This is a genomic window from Acinetobacter sp. MD2(2019), assembly GCF_035615615.1.
GTDB lineage: Bacteria > Pseudomonadota > Gammaproteobacteria > Pseudomonadales > Moraxellaceae > Acinetobacter.
The window spans coordinates 24,782-46,733 of the sequence record NZ_VTDU01000016.1 but is presented as its reverse complement, the minus strand read 5'-3'; the positions used below and the strand labels follow the sequence as shown (position 1 = coordinate 46,733).

18 protein-coding genes are annotated in these 21,952 nt (G+C 38.1%); 14 read left to right on the top strand and 4 right to left on the bottom strand.

The genetic code is table 11. The features are described 5' to 3' along the window. The 4 genes from I2F62_RS09525 (at window position 1) to I2F62_RS09510 (ending at window position 6,866) form a co-directional block, all read left to right on the top strand. Entirely contained in the window at window positions 1-1,179 is a 1,179-nt protein-coding gene (locus I2F62_RS09525; protein ID WP_324626782.1) for an HlyD family type I secretion periplasmic adaptor subunit, read from the top strand. Window positions 1,180-1,292: 113 nt separating this feature from the next. Beyond that, entirely contained in the window at window positions 1,293-4,493 is a 3,201-nt protein-coding gene (locus tag I2F62_RS09520) for a CapA family protein (RefSeq protein WP_324626781.1), read from the top strand. Next, window positions 4,493-5,920 carry a Mur ligase family protein gene (locus I2F62_RS09515; RefSeq protein WP_324626780.1) on the top strand — a complete coding sequence of 476 codons (1,428 nt, stop codon included), beginning with the start codon at window positions 4,493-4,495 and terminating at the stop codon, window positions 5,918-5,920. Before I2F62_RS09520 ends, I2F62_RS09515 begins: the two co-directional genes overlap by 1 nt. A gap of 232 nt (window positions 5,921-6,152) precedes the next feature. Continuing rightward, window positions 6,153-6,866, top strand: coding sequence for a hypothetical protein (locus I2F62_RS09510; protein WP_324626779.1), 714 nt, complete (start codon window positions 6,153-6,155; stop codon window positions 6,864-6,866). 193 nt (window positions 6,867-7,059) lie between these two features. Here I2F62_RS09510 and I2F62_RS09505 read toward each other — a convergent pair whose 3' ends face one another. Beyond that, window positions 7,060-10,392 (bottom strand): DEAD/DEAH box helicase, encoded by a 3,333-nt coding sequence (locus I2F62_RS09505; protein ID WP_324626778.1) that lies wholly within the window; start codon window positions 10,390-10,392, stop codon window positions 7,060-7,062. Window positions 10,393-10,513: 121 nt separating this feature from the next. Here I2F62_RS09505 and I2F62_RS09500 point away from each other — a divergent pair, with 121 nt between their 5' ends. Next, window positions 10,514-10,825: an ankyrin repeat domain-containing protein gene (locus I2F62_RS09500; RefSeq protein ID WP_324626777.1), complete on the top strand. Its 312-nt coding sequence runs from the start codon at window positions 10,514-10,516 to the stop codon at window positions 10,823-10,825. Between the two features lie 49 nt (window positions 10,826-10,874). Here I2F62_RS09500 and I2F62_RS09495 read toward each other — a convergent pair whose 3' ends face one another. Continuing rightward, on the bottom strand, window positions 10,875-11,384 hold the full coding sequence (locus tag I2F62_RS09495; protein WP_324626789.1) for a transglycosylase SLT domain-containing protein: 510 nt from the start codon (window positions 11,382-11,384) through the stop codon (window positions 10,875-10,877). A gap of 281 nt (window positions 11,385-11,665) precedes the next feature. Here I2F62_RS09495 and I2F62_RS09490 point away from each other — a divergent pair, with 281 nt between their 5' ends. The 7 genes from I2F62_RS09490 (at window position 11,666) to hisC (ending at window position 18,515) form a co-directional block, all read left to right on the top strand. Further along, window positions 11,666-13,120: an RNA polymerase factor sigma-54 gene (locus I2F62_RS09490; RefSeq protein ID WP_324626776.1), complete on the top strand. Its 1,455-nt coding sequence runs from the start codon at window positions 11,666-11,668 to the stop codon at window positions 13,118-13,120. Window positions 13,121-13,251: 131 nt separating this feature from the next. Continuing rightward, complete coding sequence (gene hpf, locus I2F62_RS09485) at window positions 13,252-13,590, top strand: ribosome hibernation-promoting factor, HPF/YfiA family (RefSeq protein ID WP_324626775.1); 339 nt, start codon at window positions 13,252-13,254, stop codon at window positions 13,588-13,590. Window positions 13,591-13,730: 140 nt separating this feature from the next. Next, a complete protein-coding gene (gene ibaG / locus I2F62_RS09480) occupies window positions 13,731-13,982 on the top strand; it encodes a BolA family iron metabolism protein IbaG (protein WP_324626774.1) in 252 nt (83 codons plus the stop codon). A 7-nt stretch (window positions 13,983-13,989) separates the two neighbouring features. Then, window positions 13,990-15,249 carry a UDP-N-acetylglucosamine 1-carboxyvinyltransferase gene (murA, locus tag I2F62_RS09475; RefSeq protein ID WP_324626773.1) on the top strand — a complete coding sequence of 420 codons (1,260 nt, stop codon included), beginning with the start codon at window positions 13,990-13,992 and terminating at the stop codon, window positions 15,247-15,249. Between the two features lie 3 nt (window positions 15,250-15,252). After that, window positions 15,253-15,942: an ATP phosphoribosyltransferase gene (gene hisG, locus I2F62_RS09470; protein WP_324626772.1), complete on the top strand. Its 690-nt coding sequence runs from the start codon at window positions 15,253-15,255 to the stop codon at window positions 15,940-15,942. A gap of 142 nt (window positions 15,943-16,084) precedes the next feature. Continuing rightward, on the top strand, window positions 16,085-17,392 hold the full coding sequence (gene hisD, locus I2F62_RS09465; protein ID WP_324626771.1) for a histidinol dehydrogenase: 1,308 nt from the start codon (window positions 16,085-16,087) through the stop codon (window positions 17,390-17,392). A gap of 46 nt (window positions 17,393-17,438) precedes the next feature. Further along, entirely contained in the window at window positions 17,439-18,515 is a 1,077-nt protein-coding gene (gene hisC, locus I2F62_RS09460) for a histidinol-phosphate transaminase (RefSeq protein ID WP_324626770.1), read from the top strand. A gap of 50 nt (window positions 18,516-18,565) precedes the next feature. On the opposite strand, the gene I2F62_RS09455 is transcribed toward hisC, so the two are convergent. Continuing rightward, the gene (locus I2F62_RS09455) at window positions 18,566-19,921 is read right to left on the bottom strand and encodes an anthranilate synthase component I family protein (RefSeq protein WP_324626769.1); all 1,356 of its coding nucleotides are present in this window, start codon (window positions 19,919-19,921) and stop codon (window positions 18,566-18,568) included. A gap of 116 nt (window positions 19,922-20,037) precedes the next feature. Next, on the bottom strand, window positions 20,038-20,586 hold the full coding sequence (locus I2F62_RS09450) for an NUDIX hydrolase (RefSeq protein ID WP_324626768.1): 549 nt from the start codon (window positions 20,584-20,586) through the stop codon (window positions 20,038-20,040). A gap of 92 nt (window positions 20,587-20,678) precedes the next feature. On the opposite strand from I2F62_RS09450, the gene I2F62_RS09445 reads away from it, so the two are divergent. Together I2F62_RS09445 and I2F62_RS09440 are read left to right on the top strand one after the other, a co-directional pair. Beyond that, window positions 20,679-21,296 (top strand): NUDIX hydrolase, encoded by a 618-nt coding sequence (locus I2F62_RS09445; protein WP_420713753.1) that lies wholly within the window; start codon window positions 20,679-20,681, stop codon window positions 21,294-21,296. A 10-nt stretch (window positions 21,297-21,306) separates the two neighbouring features. Further along, window positions 21,307-21,849, top strand: coding sequence for a gamma carbonic anhydrase family protein (locus I2F62_RS09440; RefSeq protein WP_324626766.1), 543 nt, complete (start codon window positions 21,307-21,309; stop codon window positions 21,847-21,849). Window positions 21,850-21,952 lie beyond the last annotated feature (103 nt).

Here is a 21,952-nt window from a genome sequence, read left to right as displayed (position 1 = left end):
ATGAGTAAGCAAAGTCATAAAGCCAGCGTACACGGTGTAGAGCCGGGCTTACCGAAGTCAAGCCTCTTTATTTTAATCATTTGTGCAGGTCTGTTAGCATTACTCACTTGGGCATGGTTTTTTGAAGTAGAAGAAGTGTCCACGGGTATGGGGAAGGTGGTTCCATCATCGAAGGAGCAAACAATTCAATCTTTGGAAGGCGGGATTTTAACCAAGTTAAATGTGCAAGAAGGGCAAATTGTTGAAAAAGGGCAAGTCCTAGCACTACTCGATCCGACTCGTTTAGAGTCAACGGTGGGGGAGTCGGCATCGTTACTGACTTCTGCACAAGCCACTGCGGCACGTTTAACGGCTGAAGTGAATGGTACACCTTTGAAATTTCCAGCAAGTGTGCAAAAGGATCAAGCATTAATTAGTGAAGAAACGGCATTATATCGTTCACGTCGTTCTAATTTAGAAGAGTCCATCGCAGGTTTGAAGCAAGCATTGGTCTTGGTGAATCAAGAATTGACGATGACTGAGCCTTTAGTCGCGAAAGGGGCTGCCAGTGAAGTGGAAGTGTTGCGTTTAAAACGTCAAGCCAATGACTTACGTAATCAAATTAATGATGCACAAAACCAATACTTAGTCAAAGCGCGTGAAGAATTAGCCAAAGCCAATACCGATATTGAAACCCAATCTCAGATTGTCAGAGGAAAATCCGATTCATTGAATCGCACCATTTTCAGATCACCAGTGCGTGGTATTGTTAAAGAAATTGATGTGATGACCATTGGCGGTGTTGTAACGCAAAATGGCAAGTTAATGACGATCGTACCGTTGGATGAACAATTGCTAGTTGAAGCAAGAATCTCTCCACGTGATATTGCGTTTATTCACCCTGGACAAGAGGCATTGGTTAAAATTACAGCATATGACTATTCAATTTATGGTGGTTTGAAGGGGAAAGTGCAGACAATTTCACCAGATACATTACGTGATGAAGTGAAGCAAGATCAGTTTTATTATCGAGTTTATATCCGTACGGATACCGATAAACTTGTTAATAAGTCAGGTCAAAAATTTGCAATTACACCAGGTATGGTTGCAACTACCGATATTAAGACGGGTAAAAAGACAGTGCTTGATTACCTTATCAAACCATTTAATAAAGTGAATGAGGCGTTGCGAGAGCGTTAATCGAATTTGTATTAAACTTAAGTAACAGCTTTGGTTTAAGCTGTTACTTAAAAGAAGATAGAAATAGTTTATAAAAATATATTACTTTTAACTTATTTTAAGTCGGTGAAAAAATGATTTTAACTAAGAAAAATATTGCAGAAATTATGCCGGGCAAGTGGTATATCGAACCTAGTGACGATTGGTGTGCTAAGAGTATTTCAGAATATAAGTCAAACTGTAAAAAAAATGAAACGTTATTTATTGCGATGGATAAGGAAACCTGGTTAAAAGGAACAGGGAATAGTGGAGTTTATGCAGAGTGGAATGATACCCACGATCTTTTAACAACTTTTGATGATTACGTCGGAGTTGTTGTACAAAGACCAATCAAGGAGTTGCCATCGCATATTCCTCAATATGTTGTAGAAGACTCTTATCAATTTATCAATCATTGTGCTAAATATGTAAAGGAAAAGATCAAGAGTAAAACAATCGCAATTACTGGAACAGTAGGAAAAACCAGTACTAAAAATTATCTTAATTCATTATTAAAAAATTATGGATCTACCTATGCGACGCTTGGTAATCATAATTCACGTACAGGTGTAAAGTTAACATTATCTAACGCGATGTTTGATCCGGACTATTTAATTGTAGAAACAGCAATGGCCGCACTTTGGATGAAAAATGGGGGAATTAGCCAATTATCTCGTCCTGATATCGCAATCATAACAGAGATAGGTGTTGGACAAAGAGGTTGTGATGAAGATCAGACTGCAGATTATAAAAGCCGGATTGCAAATGGTTTAAAAGCAGATGGTTTAGTCATTTTAAATCGCGATATAAAAAACTATGATCAACTCTTAAGCTATGTGAATCGGTATAGTCATAATGTTCTAAATTATGGGAAACATGCAAATGCAGATGTTCGATATGAAAGAACAGATAAAGGTTTTGTAATTACGGTTAAAAAAAATAGTTATCATATTCCATTAGATCATTATGTGGATGATGGAACATTAAGTAATATGGTTGCTTCTTTCGCAACTTTATATGCGCTCAATTTAGATATAAGCAAAGTTTTACATTTATTCAAGTCATTAAACAATAAAGAATCAACTTTAGAATTGTTGTCAATTCCAGATAAAAAAGCATATATCATTGATGATACCTATAATGCAGAATATCTTTCAATGGTCAATGCATTTAAATATTGTCATGAAAAATTTAAGAAAAATAGAAAAATTTTAGTCGTAGGCGATATTATAAATTTAGAGAAAAAATCTAGAGAAGTACATGAGAGTCTACTTGAGCCAATCCTTGCGAATGATTTTGAACTTATCGCTACATTTGGTAAAGATACGCATTTTTTAAATCAACTTTTACCAAATGCTCGAAATTTAGGTCACTACACAGATGCGAATGAATGCGCTAAAAAAATTCAAAGTATTTTAAAAGAAAATGATGTGGTGTTGGTCAAAGGTTCAAGACGAAATTCAACCATTGCAAAAATTCCGAATTTGATTATTAAACCAGAGAGTAACCAAATCGATCATCTGCAAAGAGGTAGTAACTTAGGTAAGTATGTTACGGCAACTTTATCACATTCAAATTTTTCAGAAAAAATATGGCAAACTAAAACAGAGTTTGGAATCGGTTCTCTAATTTTAATTTATTTGGCTTTAAAGAAATATTCGCTTGATGAGATTCAGTTGAATTCTATTTATAAAGTGACCGCAAATGTAGATAGAGAAGCAAAAAGAGCCAATTCTTTAGGTTTATTGTTGGGTGAAAGTTATTATTTCTGCCAGATATTACAGTATACGATTTTAACTCAAAAGCCCGATTGTATATTGGCGCTTGCAGAGCAATTGTATCAAACCACGAGTAATGCAGTAAAAGAAATAAAACAAGAAGCTGAAGTTTTGGGAATAAATCCAGATGCTATTCTTAATGTTACAGGAAGAAATTTAAGAGATGTAAGCCAAGAAAAGACATTTCTTGATGTATTTAAAGTGGCAAAAAAAATATTTGAATTACCTGATTATTTTAGAAAGCCTTTTTTTATCGATCTTACCTATTTTAAGGAAAAAATAATAAGACCTATTAGTATTGTTGCTTCATATACAAATCTAAACGGGTTTCTATTCATAGGAGGTAGTCATAAAAAAATTTATATTGGTTTTAGTCAACAGCCTAATAAAATGATAAGCATCCATTATTCGGACTCAGAACAGGCTAAAATAGAGCATACTCTTCCATATCATCAAAGCTTTGCTGAGTTACCATCTTCGAAAAAAGTGCAAGCGAAAAGTCCATATATTAATATCTTAGGCGATACTTATTTTGGTGAGTCTTATACTAAAATTAGAAAGAGACGAAAAATCGAAGATGCACTACAAAAACATGGCTATAATTACTCTTTTGAGAAGATTGCTCCATTTTTTGGTCAAGATGATATTAATATTGCCAACTTTGAAGCAGTTTTTACGGTTAGTGAAAATCAACAGTCTCCTTTAGATAAAATTAAACCTTTTATTTTAGGTGCTGATGCAGAAAAAACGTTAAATGAGTTTAAAAATAGAAATATCAATCATGTTGTACTAGCGAATAATCATTTAAAAGATTATGGAAGTGAAAGTCTAAAATATACACTTGATCAATTTGAAGAAAAATCTATCGCATACATAGGCGCCGGACGCAATCAACAACAAGCGAATGAATTTTTTGAAATTGAGTATAAGGACAAAAAACTCGCTATTTTTAATGGCTACTGGCACAGAGATACGGCTTACAATAAGTTTGATTTTTATGCGTTAGGTGAAAGGGATGGGGTTGCTTGTACAAGTGGTATTCTTGTAGAACAAATTAAAGATTATCGTACACGATATCCTTCCAACAAAATTATGGTTATTTGTCATTGGGGGATTGATTTTAAGCCGATTCATGATGAACAGACTCGGATTGCCAAACTACTTATATCATGTGGTGTCGATATCATTATTGGGCATGGTCCACATACGATCCAGCCTATTGACTATATTAATAATAAGCCTGTTATTTATAGTATTGGTAATGGTGTATTTAATAGCAATGGTGAATATGATAAACATCAAGCAATGCCGTATGGTTGTATTGTTCGTTTGGACTTGGATAAGGAGGTTTTAAAGCTTTATCCAATCTTTACGAATAATTTGAAAACATTTTGGTGCCCGTATTTTGTCAATCCAATAGATTTTGATATTGCACAAAAGTATTTATTAGATACAGCTGAAGAAAATTTAACAAAAAATATAGATAAATATGGGCATTATTTAGAGGTGAAGTATTAATGTTGAATCTGACTCTACTTGAGATAGTTGAAATCACTAAAATTAACTCTTATATTGATGCAAGTTATCATAATACGAAGATTTTAAATTTTAGTATTTATGTAGATGGTTTATCTATGAATCATTTATATTTTCATTGGAAAGTTGGGAGTGAGAATTTACATCTTATCGACAAGGCATTACAAAAAGGTGCATTTGTTATTACGAGTGATCCTAAGTATAAAAATATAGAATTAAAAAATTCTAAAGTTATTTATGTTCCATCAGTTAAGAACGTACTGTTAGATTTAGCACGTTATAAAAGAAATATTTTCACAGGAGATGTTGTTGTTGTAACTGGTAGTGTAGGGAAGAGTTCTGTCAAAAATATGCTCTCTAAAATATTATCTATGAATTTTCATGTTGTAAGTACAATTGGAAATGAAAATGCATGGTTGGGAGTATATTGTACTTTATGTAATATTAATGATAATACACAATATGTTGTTTTAGAAACTGGAGCATCTGGTATAGGTAGTTTATCCATTCCTATAAAAATAGTTTCTCCTACAATATCAATATTGTTAGATGTTAACTTTAGTCATCAAGAAAAATATCCAACAGAAACTGATCTTTTACTCGAAAAAGCAAGTGTTATAGAGGCACTAAGACTAAATGGTAAATTAGTAATTTCTAATAATACGTATAATATGCTTGATAACATCAACTTCGAAATAAGAAATGATATTAATGTTGTTAAAGTTGGAATGGATGGCACAGAGGTCAGAATTTCAAATTTTAGATTGAGTAAAATTGAGTCTATCGTTGAAGTATATTTTTATAATAAATTAATAAAATTAAGAATGCCTCAAGGAAATAATGCTGATTTAATTAATGCTGTGTATGTGTATGCAGTTTTTAATTTTTTAGGTTTTGATTGTGCTAAATTTAATGCACTATCTAGTTTTTATAAGCCATTACCAAGACGATTTGATCGGAATAGAGTTGGTTATAAAAATAATTTAACTTTTGAGTTAATAGATGATGCATATAACTCTTCACCTATTTCTGTACAATCTTTGCTAGAATCAGTAAATATTAGGAATGCTAAAATAAAAATTTTAATTCTGGGTGATATGTTAGAGTTAGGTGATAATAGTAAGGAATTACACCAAAGTATTCTAGATAATCTACTATTAGATCAATTTGATAAGATAATATTAATTGGTGGTATTTTTTCTGATTGTGTAAGAAGTGGTAACATGCAGTCATTCTTAACTGTTGATGATTTTATACCATACCTAGATAGTAATATATTAGATGGTAGTTTGACTGTGCTTAAAGCATCAAACTCTATTAACTTATATAAGTTAATTACTTATATAAAAAGAAAATCTATTTCTTTTGAGAAAAATGTTAATTGGTTTATAGAGGATGAAGTTTTTTAAAACTTTAAGTGATGTTTTAAAAAATATTTTTTAAAAAGAATACTCGTGTTGTTTTGTTAGTTGTTAGATATCATGAAAATTTTAAAATACATGATTTATTTTTAATAAAATTTTTGTATTTTAAGTTAAAACATAATTTAGAACACTGCTATTTTAAATATCTATTCGATATTTTATATATAAATATTGTGTGATGATTAAATTTTTACTGATATTAGAAAGGTAAATGTTCATGAAATATATTTTTACTATCTTGCTACTCGGTATAAGCACCCTAAATACTTCGTGTGTCACTATGAATAATTATGATGAACCATTTGATATTCATTTTGTGATGATTACTCCAAACCCTTTAGCACATTCTAGAGTAAAACTAGAAGATTTAAAAAATGAGGTTAATCTTTTAAACAGGTATTTTGTTAAAGAAGATCGTTCTCCGATTATTAAATTTAAGTTTAAAAGCGCGGCTTTTTATGATGAGATAAAAAATTCTAACTGCGCTCTAGTTGCTTTGAATCGGAGTAAATTTATCTATAATTCAGAAATTTGGGCTAATTATTTTAATGCGTGTAATGATCCAAAGGTGCGAGATCCGAATGCGATAAATATTTATATTTATGATAGCTATACTGAAAAACAAGGTTTTAAAAATATTGACGGTCATGGCAAAAGGAATGGCAATCGGCCTTTTATTCTTCTCGATTGGGAACGGTTAAATCATCATATTCGAGCGCCAGAAGAACATGAGATGGGTCATGCTTTTGGATTAAATCATGTCTGTGCTGTAGGTGCGAAACGAAATTCTTCAACGAATATCATGACTACTTCATGTGTAGATGGATATACAGGGAAGCGAGATATCGGGTTTAATAATCAGCAATTTAAAACAATTATGCATTACGCCCCTCTAATTAGAGCTAAATTGTCAGATGGAAATAATAATTAATCTTTGTTTATACGAATATTGGAAAGTAAGCTATCATTATTACTAATATTTTTATTGCGTATTTAAAAAATCGTGCCAATAACTTATATTCCTAACATTAACCACAATCACATTCATTAAGCTGACTGCTATATCTTGCATTCAATTCATTACTGTATTCAAAAATATATATCGCAAACATTGAATAATGAATTTAGAAACCCTCAAACAACTTCATTAAATCATTCTCGGTAATTTTCACTTGACCTTCATGATCCGTACTTAATACTGAATTAGCAAGCTGCGCCTTATTTTTTTGCAAGGCTAGAATTTTTTCTTCAATACTTTGATTGGTAATCAGTTTATACACAAACACTGGTTTATCTTGCCCAATTCGCCATGCACGGTCAGAGGCCTGATCCTCAGCGGCAGGGTTCCACCATGGATCATAATGAATTACGGTATCGGCGGCAGTTAAATTTAGCCCAACACCACCAGCTTTTAAACTAATTAAAAATACAGGTACTTGACCGTCTTGAAAGGCTTGAATCACTTCATCACGTTTTTTGGTTTGACCTGTCAATTTAACGTGTTTAATCCCTTGTGTTGTAAGGCTTTGCTCAATCAATTGCAACATGCTGGTAAATTGTGAAAAAATAAGAATCTTACGGCCTTCTTCCACCATGGATGTGACCATTTCGAGTAAATGATCGAGTTTGGCCGACTGTGCTTGCGAAGCTTTAATACTGTCTAACTTTAACAAAATTGGATGGCAACAGACTTGGCGCAGTTTAAGCAGCGCATCTAAAATTTGAATTTGACTGCGATTAAAACCTTTTTCTGCAATAATTTGCCGAATGTTGGTTTGCATGGTCGCACGAACCGCTTCATAAATTTTAGACTGCTGCTCATTCATGTCGATATTGACTTCAATGGTGGTCTTCGCGGGTAGCTCTTTGGCGACCTCGGTTTTTAAGCGACGTAAAATAAAAGGTTTAATCCGATTGATTAGTTTTTCACGAGCGTGTTGATCGCCATGTTTTTCAATTGGATGACGATAGTTTTTATTAAACAACTGCTGAGTGGATAAAAAACCCGGCATTAAAAAATAAAACAGCGACCAAAGTTCCCCTAAATGATTTTCCATCGGTGTGCCAGTTAAACACAAGCGATGTTTGGCCTTAATTTGACGTGCCACTTGTGCTGCTTTGGCATTTGGGTTTTTGATGGTTTGCGCTTCATCTAAAATTAATTGATGAAATTGGTGTTGCAACAAATGTTCTTCATCTCGTGCAAGTAAAGGATAGGTACTTAATACGATGTCATAGTTTTTCAGCTTTTGAAAATGCTGATGACGGTTTGCACCTTGTAAAATGAGCACCTTTAAATCTGGGGTAAATTTTTCAGCTTCTTTAAACCAGTTATGCATTAATGATGTCGGGGCGATAATTAAAGCGGGTGTACCATCTAAGTGTCCAGCTTGCTTTTCCATAAGCAAATGTGCGAGCGTTTGCGCTGTTTTGCCAAGCCCCATGTCATCTGCCAAAATGCCGCCATGCTCGGTTTGGCATAAAAACTGTAACCAACCTAAGCCTTGTTGTTGATAGGCTCTGAGCTCACCTTGGAAGTTTTTAGGCGTAGCCAATTGCTGCTGATAACTGGTTTTTAATTGTGCAGCAAACTTTTTTAAACGGCTATTGGTTTGCCACGGCATGCCTAAATGATGTTGTAATTCGATCAGTTGAGCAGCATCATAGCGGTCTACACTGGTGCTATCCTGTTGTAAAATATTGCCTAAATAGCGCAAAATTGGCTTAATATCTTTCACATTCAAGACTAAATCTGGCTGACCTTTACCAATTTTAATGGTGAAAAATCCCAAGTCATCCAAATCATCTAACGCTTCGGGCTCGACAATAAACGGATGCCGTTGAACCAAATTGGCAAGCATTTCAATTAAGTCGTAGCGATTGCCCTGACTGTCTTCAATACTTGCGCCAACATTAAACCAATCTTGCTGATATTCCGATTCATTTAACGAAAGTCGAATATTCTGCGCTTGTTGTAAAAAGAAAGGGCTGTCTGCTAAATGTTCAACTTGCCAACCCAATTGTTCAATCTGATTTGTTGGCAGTAAGCTTTGAATCCACTCGTTGTCTTTGGCGCAGACCACCGCTTGGTGTTGTTGGCTGACATGGCTTAAATCTTCAAGGTCTTTTAACCAAGTTAAAGATGGAACAAGTTTTTGTAATTGTTGATAATATTTTTGTTCTTGTGCAATGTCTCGATTTTGACAAACCGCTTTATTTTTTTGTTTGCCATAAAAAAAGGCTTGCTCGCTATTGGCAGGGCACACGCCGCCTGCGTATTCAAAATAAATTTCCGCCAAGCCCACACCGAGCGTCTGAGTTGCTTTGGCTAAAGTCGATGAAATGAGTCCACCAAAACGTAAAATCGGTTTTGGTTGACCATGCAATTGCGTAAGATTTTTAACACTTTCGGCTTTGGGTAAGCTTTTGGTAATTTGATACTTTTCAAAGGTTTGATTAACTTTGAGCATCACATCTTTGGGGATTTCAGGCATATTCAAAATTTGATGAATAAATTCGCCCGGATATTGTTGTTCTAAACTGTGCACAGTACTGTGCTGAACATTAATTACCACAATGGGTTTGGTATATAAAATTTTAAAATCTTGAGCATCGGCCGTTAAGGTTGACTTTCTTCCATTGGGCTGAATCAGGTCAATCACTAACTTTTCATACAAGGTTCTTGGATTCTCTTCCCATTGTAAATCTAGCTGATACAACTCATTAGACCAAGTTAAAGGCGCAGTGCGATAGCTGTGCCAAAAACAATCTTCCGATGCAATCAATTGCTGTAATAATTCTAGTGGAAGCTGTGGCAAGGTCAGTTCAGGACGATATACGCTATTTTTTTGTTGAATTTGCGAGTGATAATACAAACGCTGAAAAAGTTGCCGTTCGGCTTGCGGGATTTGAATACGATGCTCAAGAATGTTTTCAAACATGGTATAGGTTTTCGCATCGCGTATTTCGCCAGAGCGCAAACGACGCACTTTTAACACATCGCAGCTTAAAGCCTGTTTTTGTTGTAATACATAAATAAATTGATGTGCGTGCTCAAGCTCATTAATGGGTGTCGGTTCAATGTTATCCAGTGTGTTTTTGACTTGATTCAACCAAAAATTAACTTGGTTTTCATTGCGTTCTGGCGTGTCTTTAATGGGCGATGCACTGGGTTTATCTAAATATTGATTATAAAATAACTGTGCTAGGGCAGCGGTGTGTTTACAGTTAAATCCCACAGGGCAAGAGCAGTCGGTTTCAATAATTTTTTGTTTTTTTACATTATAATAAATAGCGCTTTCATACACGTTTGTCCCTGAAATTTGCGCATGAATTTCAATTTCATTGCCAACATGGTTTATTTCTAGGGTATTTAAATCAATTTTTTTAACATAGCTCATGCTGCGCTGTAAGGTCACAGCCGAAAAACGAGAAAAAAATTGAACTGAAGAAAGCATGTATTTTTACAGAGATGAAAAAACGTCTATTATACTGTCATAAGCAATTAAAATGTTAGGTTGATGTTTCAGTTACTGTTATTTTAGTGATTGACCTGCAACTCATTAAAGGCGCTGAATCATGAAATTGACTGCATTCTCACCCATTCCCGAAAATGACGATGAACTCCATTTACCCGAATTGGTTTATTGGGCATCGCTTGGTGATGCCGCACAGATTGAACAACTACTCAGCGTAGGGACTGATCCTAATCAGACCGATGACGAAGGCTACAGTGCCTTACACGCTGCTGCGGAAAACAACTATTTAGCTGTGGTGAAATTGCTTATTCAACATGGCGCCGATGCCACCTATAAAAGTGAATACAGCGCTTTAGAGTTAGCAGAAATGGCTGAAAATACTGAAGTGGTCGCCTATTTAAAATCACTTTAATTGCCTTGAAGCATGCCTGCCTGCCTAATTTGTTGTTGGGCAGGAGTGTTTATAGCGCGGCTTTTAATTCTTTTTCGTGCTGTTTAACTTGGCGGGCATACTTTTTGGCTTTATGGCGTGTCCAGAAACTCGACTCATAACCTGTTGGGCCCACATTATAATAGGCGGTTGCCTTAAACCAACTGCCAGATTGCACATAGTATTGATTCAAAATATAGGCACTACAACGAATATTGGTGGCTTCATCCCATAAATCGCCCATACATTTTTGTTGCCAATAACTCGGGATAATTTGTGCTAAGCCCACAGCGCCGGTGCCTGAACGCGCATTCGGATTATAATTGGATTCTTGTCGAATCAGCGCGGCAACCAAAAGTGGGGGAATTTGATATTGGTCTGCACTTTGAATAATCATGGGCGACAAACGCATGGCTTTACTTGGCGCAACCGCATATGCTTTTTGTAATCCCGAAGATAATTTGAGTGAGCGCGTTGTAACCGAACCACTCGTTGGACCAAGACTGTTGCAACCCACCAAAGTTGTACTCGCAAGCAGCACGAAGCCGTAGGTTAATTTTTTTGTTTTTAAAGGGCTAAACAAGGCTATATTCTCAAAATAATCACAATGAGCCGATAATAATTTTGTTCAATTTAGACGGTCAAGTCGGGGTAACTTTTTTACATCAATTGAGTTGAAGTAGGGCATAGAAATAAATAAGATTAAAAAATGACTGATGAGCGCCGAGATAATTCCTTATAGTGTGTATGTTTTTCGATAACTATATGCTATAAAACATGTTCACGGCATAGAAATTGCTTTAGGACTGTAAGGGTGGTGTAATGAAGTTATCGGTAGGATTAAAACTTTCAAACTCATTATCGCTGACTCCGCAATTACAACAAGCTATTCGTTTACTCCAGCTTTCCAGTTTAGAATTAGAGCAAGAAATACAAATTCAGTTAGAGAGTAATCCGTTATTAGAAAAAATAGAAGAAATTAGCAATTCCACTGAAAGCACCGCCAATACCGAACAAGAATATGACAAAAAAGATTTAACCAACGAGCTCAATGCTGACTATTTACCCGATGACCTACCTGTAGATACCGACTGGAACGATATCTACACCCATCAATCGACATCGCTCGGTAGTGCCGACTTTGAGGAACGAGAAGATAATCGCCAAAGCGCTTCTAGCTTAAAAGACCATATGCTTGGGCAAATTAATTTATTGCATTTTTCTCAAATCGACACATTAATTGCTTATTGCATTGTCGATGCTTTAGATGAAAAAGGTTTTTTAGATGCTGAAATTTCTGAAATTACAGCATCGGTGCAACATCTATTGGCCGATGCCGATTTAGACAGTGACGTTGAAGATGATGAAGTTCTGGCGGTACTGAAATATTTACAACGCTTAGACCCCGTTGGCGTGGGCTCTCGCAATTTAGCCGAATGTTTACACGTTCAGTTAGAAAGCCTGCCCGATTCAACCCCATATAAAACCGATGCGTTAAAATTATTGGCGTTTTATCCACTTTTGGTTGCCAATGATTTAAATAAATTGATGAAACAAACCGGTCTGACTGCTGAGCAATTAAAAGCCGCTATTGTATTAATGAAAAATTTAAAGCCGTATCCCGGCAGTGATTTTTTATCTGCCGATGCGGAATATCAAATTCCCGATGTTGTGGTGATGAAAAAGGCAGATCATTGGCAGGTTCAGTTGAATCCCGACATTGTGCCAAAACTTAGAATTAATTCATTTTATTCAAGTATGATTCGCCGTGCAGACCAAAGTGCCGATAATCAATATCTCAGAAATCAAATGCTCGAAGCCAAAAACTTTATTAAGAGTATTGATGAACGTCATAAAACGCTGTTGAAGGTGGCCAGTTGTATTGTAACCCATCAAAAAGCGTTTTTAGAACAAGGTCCAGAAGCCATGCGACCTTTGGTTCTACGCGATGTGGCCGATGAAGTTGAGTTACACGAATCAACCGTTTCGCGGGTGACCACCAATAAATATATCTTGACCCCACGCGGTTTATTCGAGCTGAAATACTTTTTTTCAAGTCATGTGGGCACCACCTCTGGTGGCGAATGTTCATCGACAGCCATTCGTGCCATGATTAAAAAATTAATTGCGGCAGAAAATCCGCGTAAGCCATTGTCTGACAATACAATTGCCAATTTATTAAAAGATGAAGGCATTGATGTTGCGCGAAGAACGGTGGCCAAATATCGTGAGTCGTTACATATTCCATCATCTTCTGACAGAAAAATATTGATTTGATCTGCTAAATTTGTTAATTCTAAAGAGTCATTTTGACAATGATGTGAATTTTACAAGGAAGACTAACCCCATGATTAATTAGGTTTTTATAATTATGGGCCTGTTATTTTTAGCACAGGAGAAATTGAATTATGCAATTGGTCATTCATGGACACCATCTCAGTATTACACCTGCCATTGAAGAAAATATTCGCTTTAAATTTAATCAGATGATGAAGCATTTTGATCAAGTAAATAGCATGCAAGTGAAGTTATCTAAAGATCATCAAATTGATAAAAGATCCCACAAAGGCAGTGCCAATCATGTTGCCGAAGCGATTATTCGGCTGCCAGGTGTAGAATTTTTTGCACAGGCGAGCGCAGATGATATGTACACCTCGATTGCCAAACTCGCTGAAAAAATGAAAAAACAACTTGCAAAATATCGGCGGATGAAAATGATCTATCCTGCGGTGATTTTGCCGGTGTAGTCGATTTTATCTGTTTAAAAAGAGGTTTTTATAGCCTCTTTTTTTATTGTGTTTTTGCTTTATATAATCAATTCTGTTTTTGATCTATCTATAGTAAAATAGGCGGTTTTTAACGTAGGTCATAACCGAGGTCTTTTGAAATGAATAGCGAACAACTCACTGAAATTTTAAAGGCAGCTTTTCCTGAAGCAGATGTTGCAGTGACTGGACAAGCAGGCAAATTTGACCTACGTATTGTAGATGATCTTTTTCAAGAAAAACGTCCTGTCGCACGTCAACAGGCAGTATACGCTCCGTTAAATGACTATATTGCAAGTGGTGAGGTTCACGCGGTGACCATCCGTGCCATGACCAAAGAAGAATGGCGTAAAGCAAGTTTATTCGGAGCTTAAAAGTTAAATGGATAAGTTTTTAATTCAAGGTGGTAACACTCTCGAAGGTGAAGTTCGTATTTCTGGTGCAAAGAATGCAGCGCTTCCTTTACTTGCAGCAATGATTCTTGCTGAAACCCCAATGACGTTACGTAATGTACCGAATTTAAAAGACGTCAATACTTTGGTTAAATTGATTGGCGGTATGGGAATCACGATTAGCTATGCAGGCGATACAGTCCATTCTGATGCATCGACTTTAAATAACCAATTTGCACCGTATGAATTGGTAAAAACCATGCGCGCTTCTATTTTGGTTTTGGGTCCGCTATTGGCACGTTATGGCGAAGCGAAAGTATCTTTGCCTGGTGGTTGTGCCATTGGTTCACGTCCTGTCGATCAACATCTCAAAGCTTTAGAAGCTTTAGGTGCACAAATTGAAGTTGAAAATGGTTATGTGAATGCCAAAGTCGATGGGCGTTTAAAAGGCGCTGAAGTCGTTTTTGATATGGTCACTGTTGGCGGTACAGAAAACATCTTAATCGCGGCCACTTTAGCTGAAGGTATTACCACTATTCGTAATGCCGCGCGAGAACCTGAAATTACCGATTTAGCCCACATGTTAATTAAAATGGGTGCCAAAATTGAAGGTTTAGACACCGATACCTTGGTGGTTACGGGCGTTGAAAAACTACAAGGCTGTGAATATTCAGTGGTGGCAGACCGCATTGAAACAGGTTCGTATTTGGCTGCGGCAGCAATGACTGGTGGCCGAGTTAAAACCACGCATACCGATCCTGCATTATTAGAATGTGTGCTTGAAAAATTTGAAGAAATGGGCGCGGAAGTCACCCGTGGTGATGACTGGATTGAACTGGATATGATGGGTAAACGCCCGAAAGCGGTGAGTTTTCGTACCTTACCACATCCCGATTTTCCAACCGATATGCAAGCGCAATTAATGGCGGTAAATGCTATTGGTCGTGGTTTTGCAACCATTTCAGAAACCATTTTTGAAAACCGTTTTATGCATGTCCCTGAGTTGTCACGTATGGGTGCCAATATTCAGGTTGAAGGTAATGATGCGGTGGTTACAGGTGTAGATAAACTTTCTGCAGCACCAGTAATGGCAACCGATTTACGTGCTTCTTTTTCTTTGGTTTTGGCGGCCTTGGCAGCTGAAGGCGAAACCTTGATTGATCGTATTTATCATATCGATCGAGGTTACGAAGATATTGAAGCGAAATTACAAGGTCTTGGCGCACAAATTAAGCGAGTAAGTGAGTAAAGCATGAACACGTTCAGAAACGATGATCCGAATTTTGATGTAATGGGAGATTTTGATCATGGTTTAACTTTGGCGCTGAGTAAAGGTCGTATTTTAAAAGAAACATTGCCTTTACTTGAAACTGCGGGCATTAACTTACTCGAAGATCCTGATAAATCGCGCAAGCTGATTTTTCCCACCACGCATAAAGATGTTCGTATTTTAATTTTACGTGCTTCGGATGTGCCAACTTACGTTGAAAATGGTGCGGCAGATATTGGTGTGGCAGGAAAAGACGTGTTAATGGAGCATGGTGCTCAAAACGTTTATGAACCTTTAGATTTAAAAATTGCCAATTGCCGTTTAATGACTGCAGGAAAAGTGGGCATGGTTCGTCCTAAAGGGCGCTTAAAAATTGCAACCAAATATGTAAATTTAACCCGTCAATATTATGCAAGTTTAGGCGAGCAAGTTGATGTGATTAAATTATATGGTTCAATGGAACTGGCGCCTTTGGTGGGCTTGGGTGACTATATTGTCGATGTTGTAGATACAGGCAACACCTTACGCGCCAATGGTTTAGAGCCATTAGAAGAGATTTGCAAAGTCTCTTCACGTTTAATTGTCAATAAAGCCAGTTTTAAACGCAAACATGCCTTGCTAAATCCAATTTTGGTGCAGCTTGAACACGCCGTCAAAGCACGCCAAGATTAATTCATTGCTTTAATATAAAAAACCGCCAAATGGCGGTTTTTTATATAATGACCAGCGTAATTTTCAATGAATTATTTGCAAGAGATGTTGCCCACAATCTGTATGAAACAATGTACACTAAAGCCTCTTTGTTTAATACCTTGTGGGTAAATTGATGCGCCGTTTATCGACTCAAGATCAAAACTTTCAACAAGCCTTTAGCGAACTTTTGGCGTTTGAAACGGTTAATGATCTAGAACTGCTTAAAACTGTAGACCAAATTATTGCAGATGTTCGTCAATATGGCGATGCACATGTGCTAAAACTGACCCAGCAGTTCGATCGACATCCCGCACATCAATTTTCAGACTTAGAATTATCACAAGAACAGCTAAAAAATGCTTTTGAAGGCCTAGATTCCGACGTTCGAGGGGCACTTGAACTGGCTGCGGCACGTGTGCGTAGTTTTCATGAAGCACAAAAGCAAGACGGCTGGACTTATGTTGATGACTTGGGCAATACATTAGGGCAAAAAGTCACACCTTTAGACCGAGTCGGGATTTATGTTCCGGGTGGTTTGGCGTCGTATCCATCTTCAGTGCTGATGAATGCCGTGCCGGCGCATGTTGCTGGTGTTGCAGAAATTATTATGGTGGTTCCTGCACCAAATGGTGAGCTCAATCCATTGGTGTTGGCGGCAGCCTACTTAGCCGGTGTGCACCGCGTGTTTACCATTGGTGGTGCCCAAGCGGTGGCGGCATTGGCTTACGGCACTGCAACGGTGCCTCGGGTGGATAAAATTACGGGGCCGGGTAACCGTTACGTTGCTGCTGCAAAACGTGCCGTGTTCGGTCAAGTCGGAATTGATATGATTGCGGGGCCATCAGAAATTTTGGTCTATGCCGAAGGACAAAACAATCCAGAATGGATTGCAATGGATGTTTTATCGCAAGCCGAGCATGACACTGTTGCGCAGGCCATTTTAATCACGCCAGACGAACAGTTCTTAAATGCCGTGAGTGAAGCCATTGAGGCGCATTTATCCACATTACCAAAGGCTGAAATTGCCCGCACTTCTATTGCAAACCGCGGTGCATTGGTTTTAGTAAAAGATCGCGATGAAGCTATTGAACTGATTAATCAGGTTGCACCAGAACACTTAGAATTGTGTTTAGACGATGCTGAAGCCATGAGCCAAGAGATTCGCCATGCCGGTGCAATATTTATGGGGCGACATACTCCAGAAGCCATTGGTGATTATTGTGCTGGGCCGAATCACGTTTTACCGACATCGGGCACCGCACGCTTTTCATCACCTTTGGGGGTCTATGACTTTCAAAAGCGTTCAAGCATTATTATGTGTACGCCAGAAGGGGTAAAAACCTTAGCCAGAACGGCCGATATTTTGGCACAACAAGAAAACCTCGATGCGCATGCACGTTCAGCACGCTACCGTTATCAGCCCAATTAAACCCATAAGCGGGGCTGAATGACAGCCCTATGCACGAGAAAAAAGCATGACAACCACTGAAAAAATGCGCTTTTGGAGTCCAGAAGTGCGTGAACTTGAGCCGTATGTTCCAGGTGAACAACCTAAAATTCAAAATTTACTTAAATTAAATACCAATGAGAATCCGTATCCACCTTCACCAAAAGTGGTTGCTGCGGTGCAGGCTATTTTAGAAAATAATGCGGATATCTTACGCTTGTATCCCGATCCTGACGCATCGGCTTTAAAGCAGGCGATTGCACAGCAACAAGGCGTTTTGGTCGATCATATTTTTATCGGCAATGGTTCAGATGAAGTTCTGGCACATATTTTTAAAGCCTTTTTTATTCAAGATCTGCCCATTTTAACGCCTGATATTTCGTATAGCTTTTATCCCGTGTATAGCCAATTTTTTGCGATTCAAAGCAAAAAAATCGCTTTAAATGCCGATTTTGAAATTGATGTGCAAGATTATGCTATTGCAAATGGTGGTGTGATTATTGCAAATCCGAATGCGCCCACCAGTATTGCTTTATCGTTAGACAAAATTGAACAATTGCTCCAGTTAAATGCCGACCGCGTGGTGGTGATTGATGAAGCCTATGTCGATTTTGGCGCAGAATCTGCGGTCAGTTTGGTAAATCGTTATGAGAATTTGGTGGTCTGTCAAACCACTTCAAAATCTCGTTCTTTGGCAGGCTTACGTGTCGGATACGCGATTGCGCAACCGCATTTAATTGCCGCGCTTGAGGCGGTAAAAAATAGTTTTAACTCGTATCCGATTGACCGCTTGGCCATTGCTGCTGCGGTAGCGTCTTTTGAAGATCAGGCGTATTTTATTGAGCATTGCCAAAAAGTTATCGACTGTCGTGAAGATTTGGTGGCTGATTTAACTGCGCTGGGTTTTGAGGTGTTGCCATCAAAAGCCAACTTTATTTTTGCCAAGCACAGTACACAAAATGCCGCAGAATTAGCGCAATTGTTGCGTGAGCAGGGCATTATTGTGCGTTACTTTAATAAACCACGGATTGATCAATATTTACGAATTACTGTAGGTACCTCAGAGCAAAATCAACGTTTAGTGGAAACCTTAAAGCAGCTTTAATAAGAGTTGCTTGAATTAAAAACTCGCCCAATGTGGCGAGTTTTTTATGTTTATGCTTCTTTGTGCCATGTATTCAGTAAATTTAACATGGCTGAAATTTTATCAAAACATTCTTGATATTCAGCTTCGGCATTCGATGCAATGGTAATGCCGCCGCCAGCCCACATCGAAATATCTTGCTGATATTTTTGAATAGAACGAATTAAAATGTTCCAACGCCCCGTGCCATTCAGATTAAAATAGCCTAAGGAGCCACAATACGCGCCACGGGCTTGCTGTTCTAATTCAGCAATAATTTGCATGGCACGAATTTTGGGCGCGCCGGTAATCGAGCCACCTGGCAATGCTTGCAATAACATTTGCATAGGTTGAACATCTGCTTTGAGGGTCGCTTCTACCTCACTCACCATGTGGTGCACTTGCTCAAAACTTTCAATTTCAAATAATTGATTGGTTTTGACCGAGCCAATTTCGGCAAATATGCTTAAATCGTTACGCAAAAGATCTACAATCATGACATTTTCTGCCTGATCTTTTAGGGACGATTGCAATGTTTGCTTCGAAAGTTCATCTTGAATGGGATTGCTGTGGCGGGGCATGGTGCCTTTAATGGGCCGTGTCACAATCTGTTGATTATTTTTAAACTCGATAAAAAGCTCAGGCGAACAGCTAAGTAATTCAAAATCGGCAACGCGCAAATAGCCTGCGTAAGGCGCGTGAGTCAGCTGCCAAAACTGTTCAGCCGTTTCAACTAATGCCCCTTGCGCTTGCCCCATAAATTGTTGAGTTAAATTAATTTGATAGCAATCGCCGGCACGAATATAGTCAATCACGCGGTTAAATGCAGCAACGTATTCTGTTTTTGACCAACGTGCTGTGCAAGGTATGGTGATCTGAAACGTATTTTGATTGGGGCTTTTTTCTAGGTAAGTGATTAATTTGTCATAAATATCGGCGGCATTTTCTTCTAAGCTATAAAAAGTCCATGTGTTTTGTGCATATTTTAAAAACGATAAATATTTACCTAAATAAACCGCAGGTTGCTGCTGTTGTGGCGCATGCACATTTTGTTTGGCGGCATAATCATAGCCAATAAAACCCATCCAACCGCCCTGAAACTGGGTTTGGGGATTGGTTTTCGGTGCAGTTGCAGCATCGCACTGTATCCAATCTTGCCAAAGTTCGGCTGTACTCGATGCTCGATAACTCAAATCGCTTTGGCGAATAAATTGCTGCGTGTCGTGTTGGGTAATTTGATATTGCTGCGGAAAAAATCCAATCACGGCTTGCCCGTGGTCGTGTAAATAGATCAGCCCATCTAAGGTACTTAAACGCTGCAAAATATCAGCCGCACTAAAATGCTTGAGCTGTGGGAGTTCTTGAGTGAATGTAAAAGTGCAAGACATGTTTTAACGCCAATTGGCCAAACAACAGAAAGCGAAATAGTGAATTAAATTGGCGATAGAATCAATCTTTACTGGCCTAACCAATCGGTTTTATACGAATAGATGAAACAGGCAAATTAACCTGTTTCGTCTATTCGTGAACCGATGCTCTCTAAATGCATTGGGAAATGGTTATGTTTACGGTCTTCAAAATAATGTTTGAGCGTATGTTGCACACTTGGAAAGGCTAAATCTGCCCAAGGAATTTCGTGTTCTTCAAATAAACGGCATTCGATGGTTTCTGGGCCGGCACCAAATTCGCCATTGATTAAATCGGCTTTAAACAGCACATAAATTTGTCCAATCCGTGGAATGTTATACATACAATATAAAGATTGAATATCAATTTTCGCTTCAGCTTCTTCCCATGTTTCGCGTACTGCGCCTTGCTCCATGGTTTCGAACAATTCCATATATCCAGCAGGGAGTGTCCATAATCCATAACGCGGTTCAATAGCACGACGGCACAGTAAGACTTTGTCTTGCCATGTTACCAAAGCACCACAGATCACCTTGGGATTTTCATAATGAATATTGCCACAATGTGTACAAACTTGGCGCAGTTTGCTGTCGCCAAGCGGAATTTTTTCAGCGGTAGGCTGTCCACATTTTACACAGCAGTTCATAATAAGTGCAGAATAGCGAAAGATGATTCAGCATAACTGAAAAAAGTGATTTTGACATCCTTTCTCATCGGGTGCAGAAAATATCGACAGGGATGGTAACGATGCAGCAACAAAATTTGGTACAGCACTTACAGCAGCAGTTGCGTTTTGCCAAGCGCATCGAGCCTGCACAGGCGGCGGTATTGGTGGCCATTACGCAAGAAGCGAATCCTAAAGTATTACTCACACGACGTTCGCTATTATTGTCTAGTCACGCAGGCGAGGTGTCTTTCCCCGGTGGAAAGCGTGACCCAACCGATGCCAATAATATTGCAGTCGCTTTACGTGAAGCACAAGAAGAAACCGGTTTACATGCACAAGATGTACACATTATTGGTGATTTGCCAATTGAACATGTGCGTAGCGGTATTAGTGTAAAACCCATTGTTGGCTTAATTCCAAGTCAACTTAACTTAATTGCACAGCCCACAGAAATCGACCGGATTTTTTTTGCATCTTTACAGCAGCTTATGGAGGCACAGCCCATACCGCATGCGGTGCAATATGCCCAGCAAACGCTGTATTTTCCAAGCATGTGTGTGGAAGATGAAATTGTTTGGGGCTTAACGGCACGTATTTTAGTCAGCTTATTTAAATATGGTTTAAGCTATGAAAAGGATTGGCCATTTTTATTGAATGCGCGCCATATCGATTTTGCACAAAAACAATAAGGACAACAGCATGATGTATAAATTAGAAGGTTATGCGCCGACCACCACTGTACAACCTTGGGATGGTTGGATTGCCGATAATGCAACGGTGATTGGCCAAGTACAACTGGGTAAAAAAGTCAGTATTTGGTTTGGTGTAGTGATTCGGGGAGACAACAGCCCCATTCGCATTGGCAATTATAGCAATGTGCAAGATAACGCGGTTTTACATAACGATGCCGAGCTAGAATTAGTGATTGGCGATTATGTAACGGTTGGGCATAAAGCCATGTTGCATGGTTGCCAAATTGGTGACAATAGCTTAATTGGCATGAATGCGGTGATTCTAAATCATGCCATCATTGGCAAAAACTGCATTATTGGTGCCAATGCGTTAATTCCTGAAGGCAAAGTAATTCCGGATAACTCGGTGGTTATGGGTTCGCCGGGTAAAATTATCCGCAGTGTCGATGCGCTTGGTGAAGCGAAACTTAAACAAAGCGCGTTGCATTATGCGTCACACTTTGAAAAATATTTAAACTTAGAACCGTACTGGTTTCCCCACCAAAATTAAAGAGATCAAGGCGTGAGAATTTTTGTATTTCTGTGTGCAAAAATTGCCGAAGCTTAAGTGAACTAGAGTATCATAGATGGGTTTTTTAGTTTTTTTAAATGTA

Excerpts from the sequence above, each read along its gene's own strand:
- I2F62_RS09445 (WP_420713753.1), top strand. The coding sequence starts at position 20,679 with ATGGTAACGATGCAGCAACAAAATTTGGTACAGCACTTACAGCAGCAG.
- I2F62_RS09505 (WP_324626778.1), bottom strand. The coding sequence starts at position 10,392 with ATGCTTTCTTCAGTTCAATTTTTTTCTCGTTTTTCGGCTGTGACCTTA.
- hisG (WP_324626772.1), top strand. The coding sequence starts at position 15,253 with ATGAACACGTTCAGAAACGATGATCCGAATTTTGATGTAATGGGAGAT.
- I2F62_RS09500 (WP_324626777.1), top strand. The coding sequence starts at position 10,514 with ATGAAATTGACTGCATTCTCACCCATTCCCGAAAATGACGATGAACTC.
- murA (WP_324626773.1), top strand. The coding sequence starts at position 13,990 with ATGGATAAGTTTTTAATTCAAGGTGGTAACACTCTCGAAGGTGAAGTT.
- hisC (WP_324626770.1), top strand. The coding sequence starts at position 17,439 with ATGACAACCACTGAAAAAATGCGCTTTTGGAGTCCAGAAGTGCGTGAA.
- I2F62_RS09440 (WP_324626766.1), top strand. The coding sequence starts at position 21,307 with ATGATGTATAAATTAGAAGGTTATGCGCCGACCACCACTGTACAACCT.
- hpf (WP_324626775.1), top strand. The coding sequence starts at position 13,252 with ATGCAATTGGTCATTCATGGACACCATCTCAGTATTACACCTGCCATT.
- I2F62_RS09450 (WP_324626768.1), bottom strand. The coding sequence starts at position 20,586 with ATGAACTGCTGTGTAAAATGTGGACAGCCTACCGCTGAAAAAATTCCG.
- I2F62_RS09490 (WP_324626776.1), top strand. The coding sequence starts at position 11,666 with ATGAAGTTATCGGTAGGATTAAAACTTTCAAACTCATTATCGCTGACT.
- I2F62_RS09515 (WP_324626780.1), top strand. The coding sequence starts at position 4,493 with ATGTTGAATCTGACTCTACTTGAGATAGTTGAAATCACTAAAATTAAC.
- I2F62_RS09510 (WP_324626779.1), top strand. The coding sequence starts at position 6,153 with ATGAAATATATTTTTACTATCTTGCTACTCGGTATAAGCACCCTAAAT.
- I2F62_RS09455 (WP_324626769.1), bottom strand. The coding sequence starts at position 19,921 with ATGTCTTGCACTTTTACATTCACTCAAGAACTCCCACAGCTCAAGCAT.
- ibaG (WP_324626774.1), top strand. The coding sequence starts at position 13,731 with ATGAATAGCGAACAACTCACTGAAATTTTAAAGGCAGCTTTTCCTGAA.
- I2F62_RS09520 (WP_324626781.1), top strand. The coding sequence starts at position 1,293 with ATGATTTTAACTAAGAAAAATATTGCAGAAATTATGCCGGGCAAGTGG.
- I2F62_RS09525 (WP_324626782.1), top strand. The coding sequence starts at position 1 with ATGAGTAAGCAAAGTCATAAAGCCAGCGTACACGGTGTAGAGCCGGGC.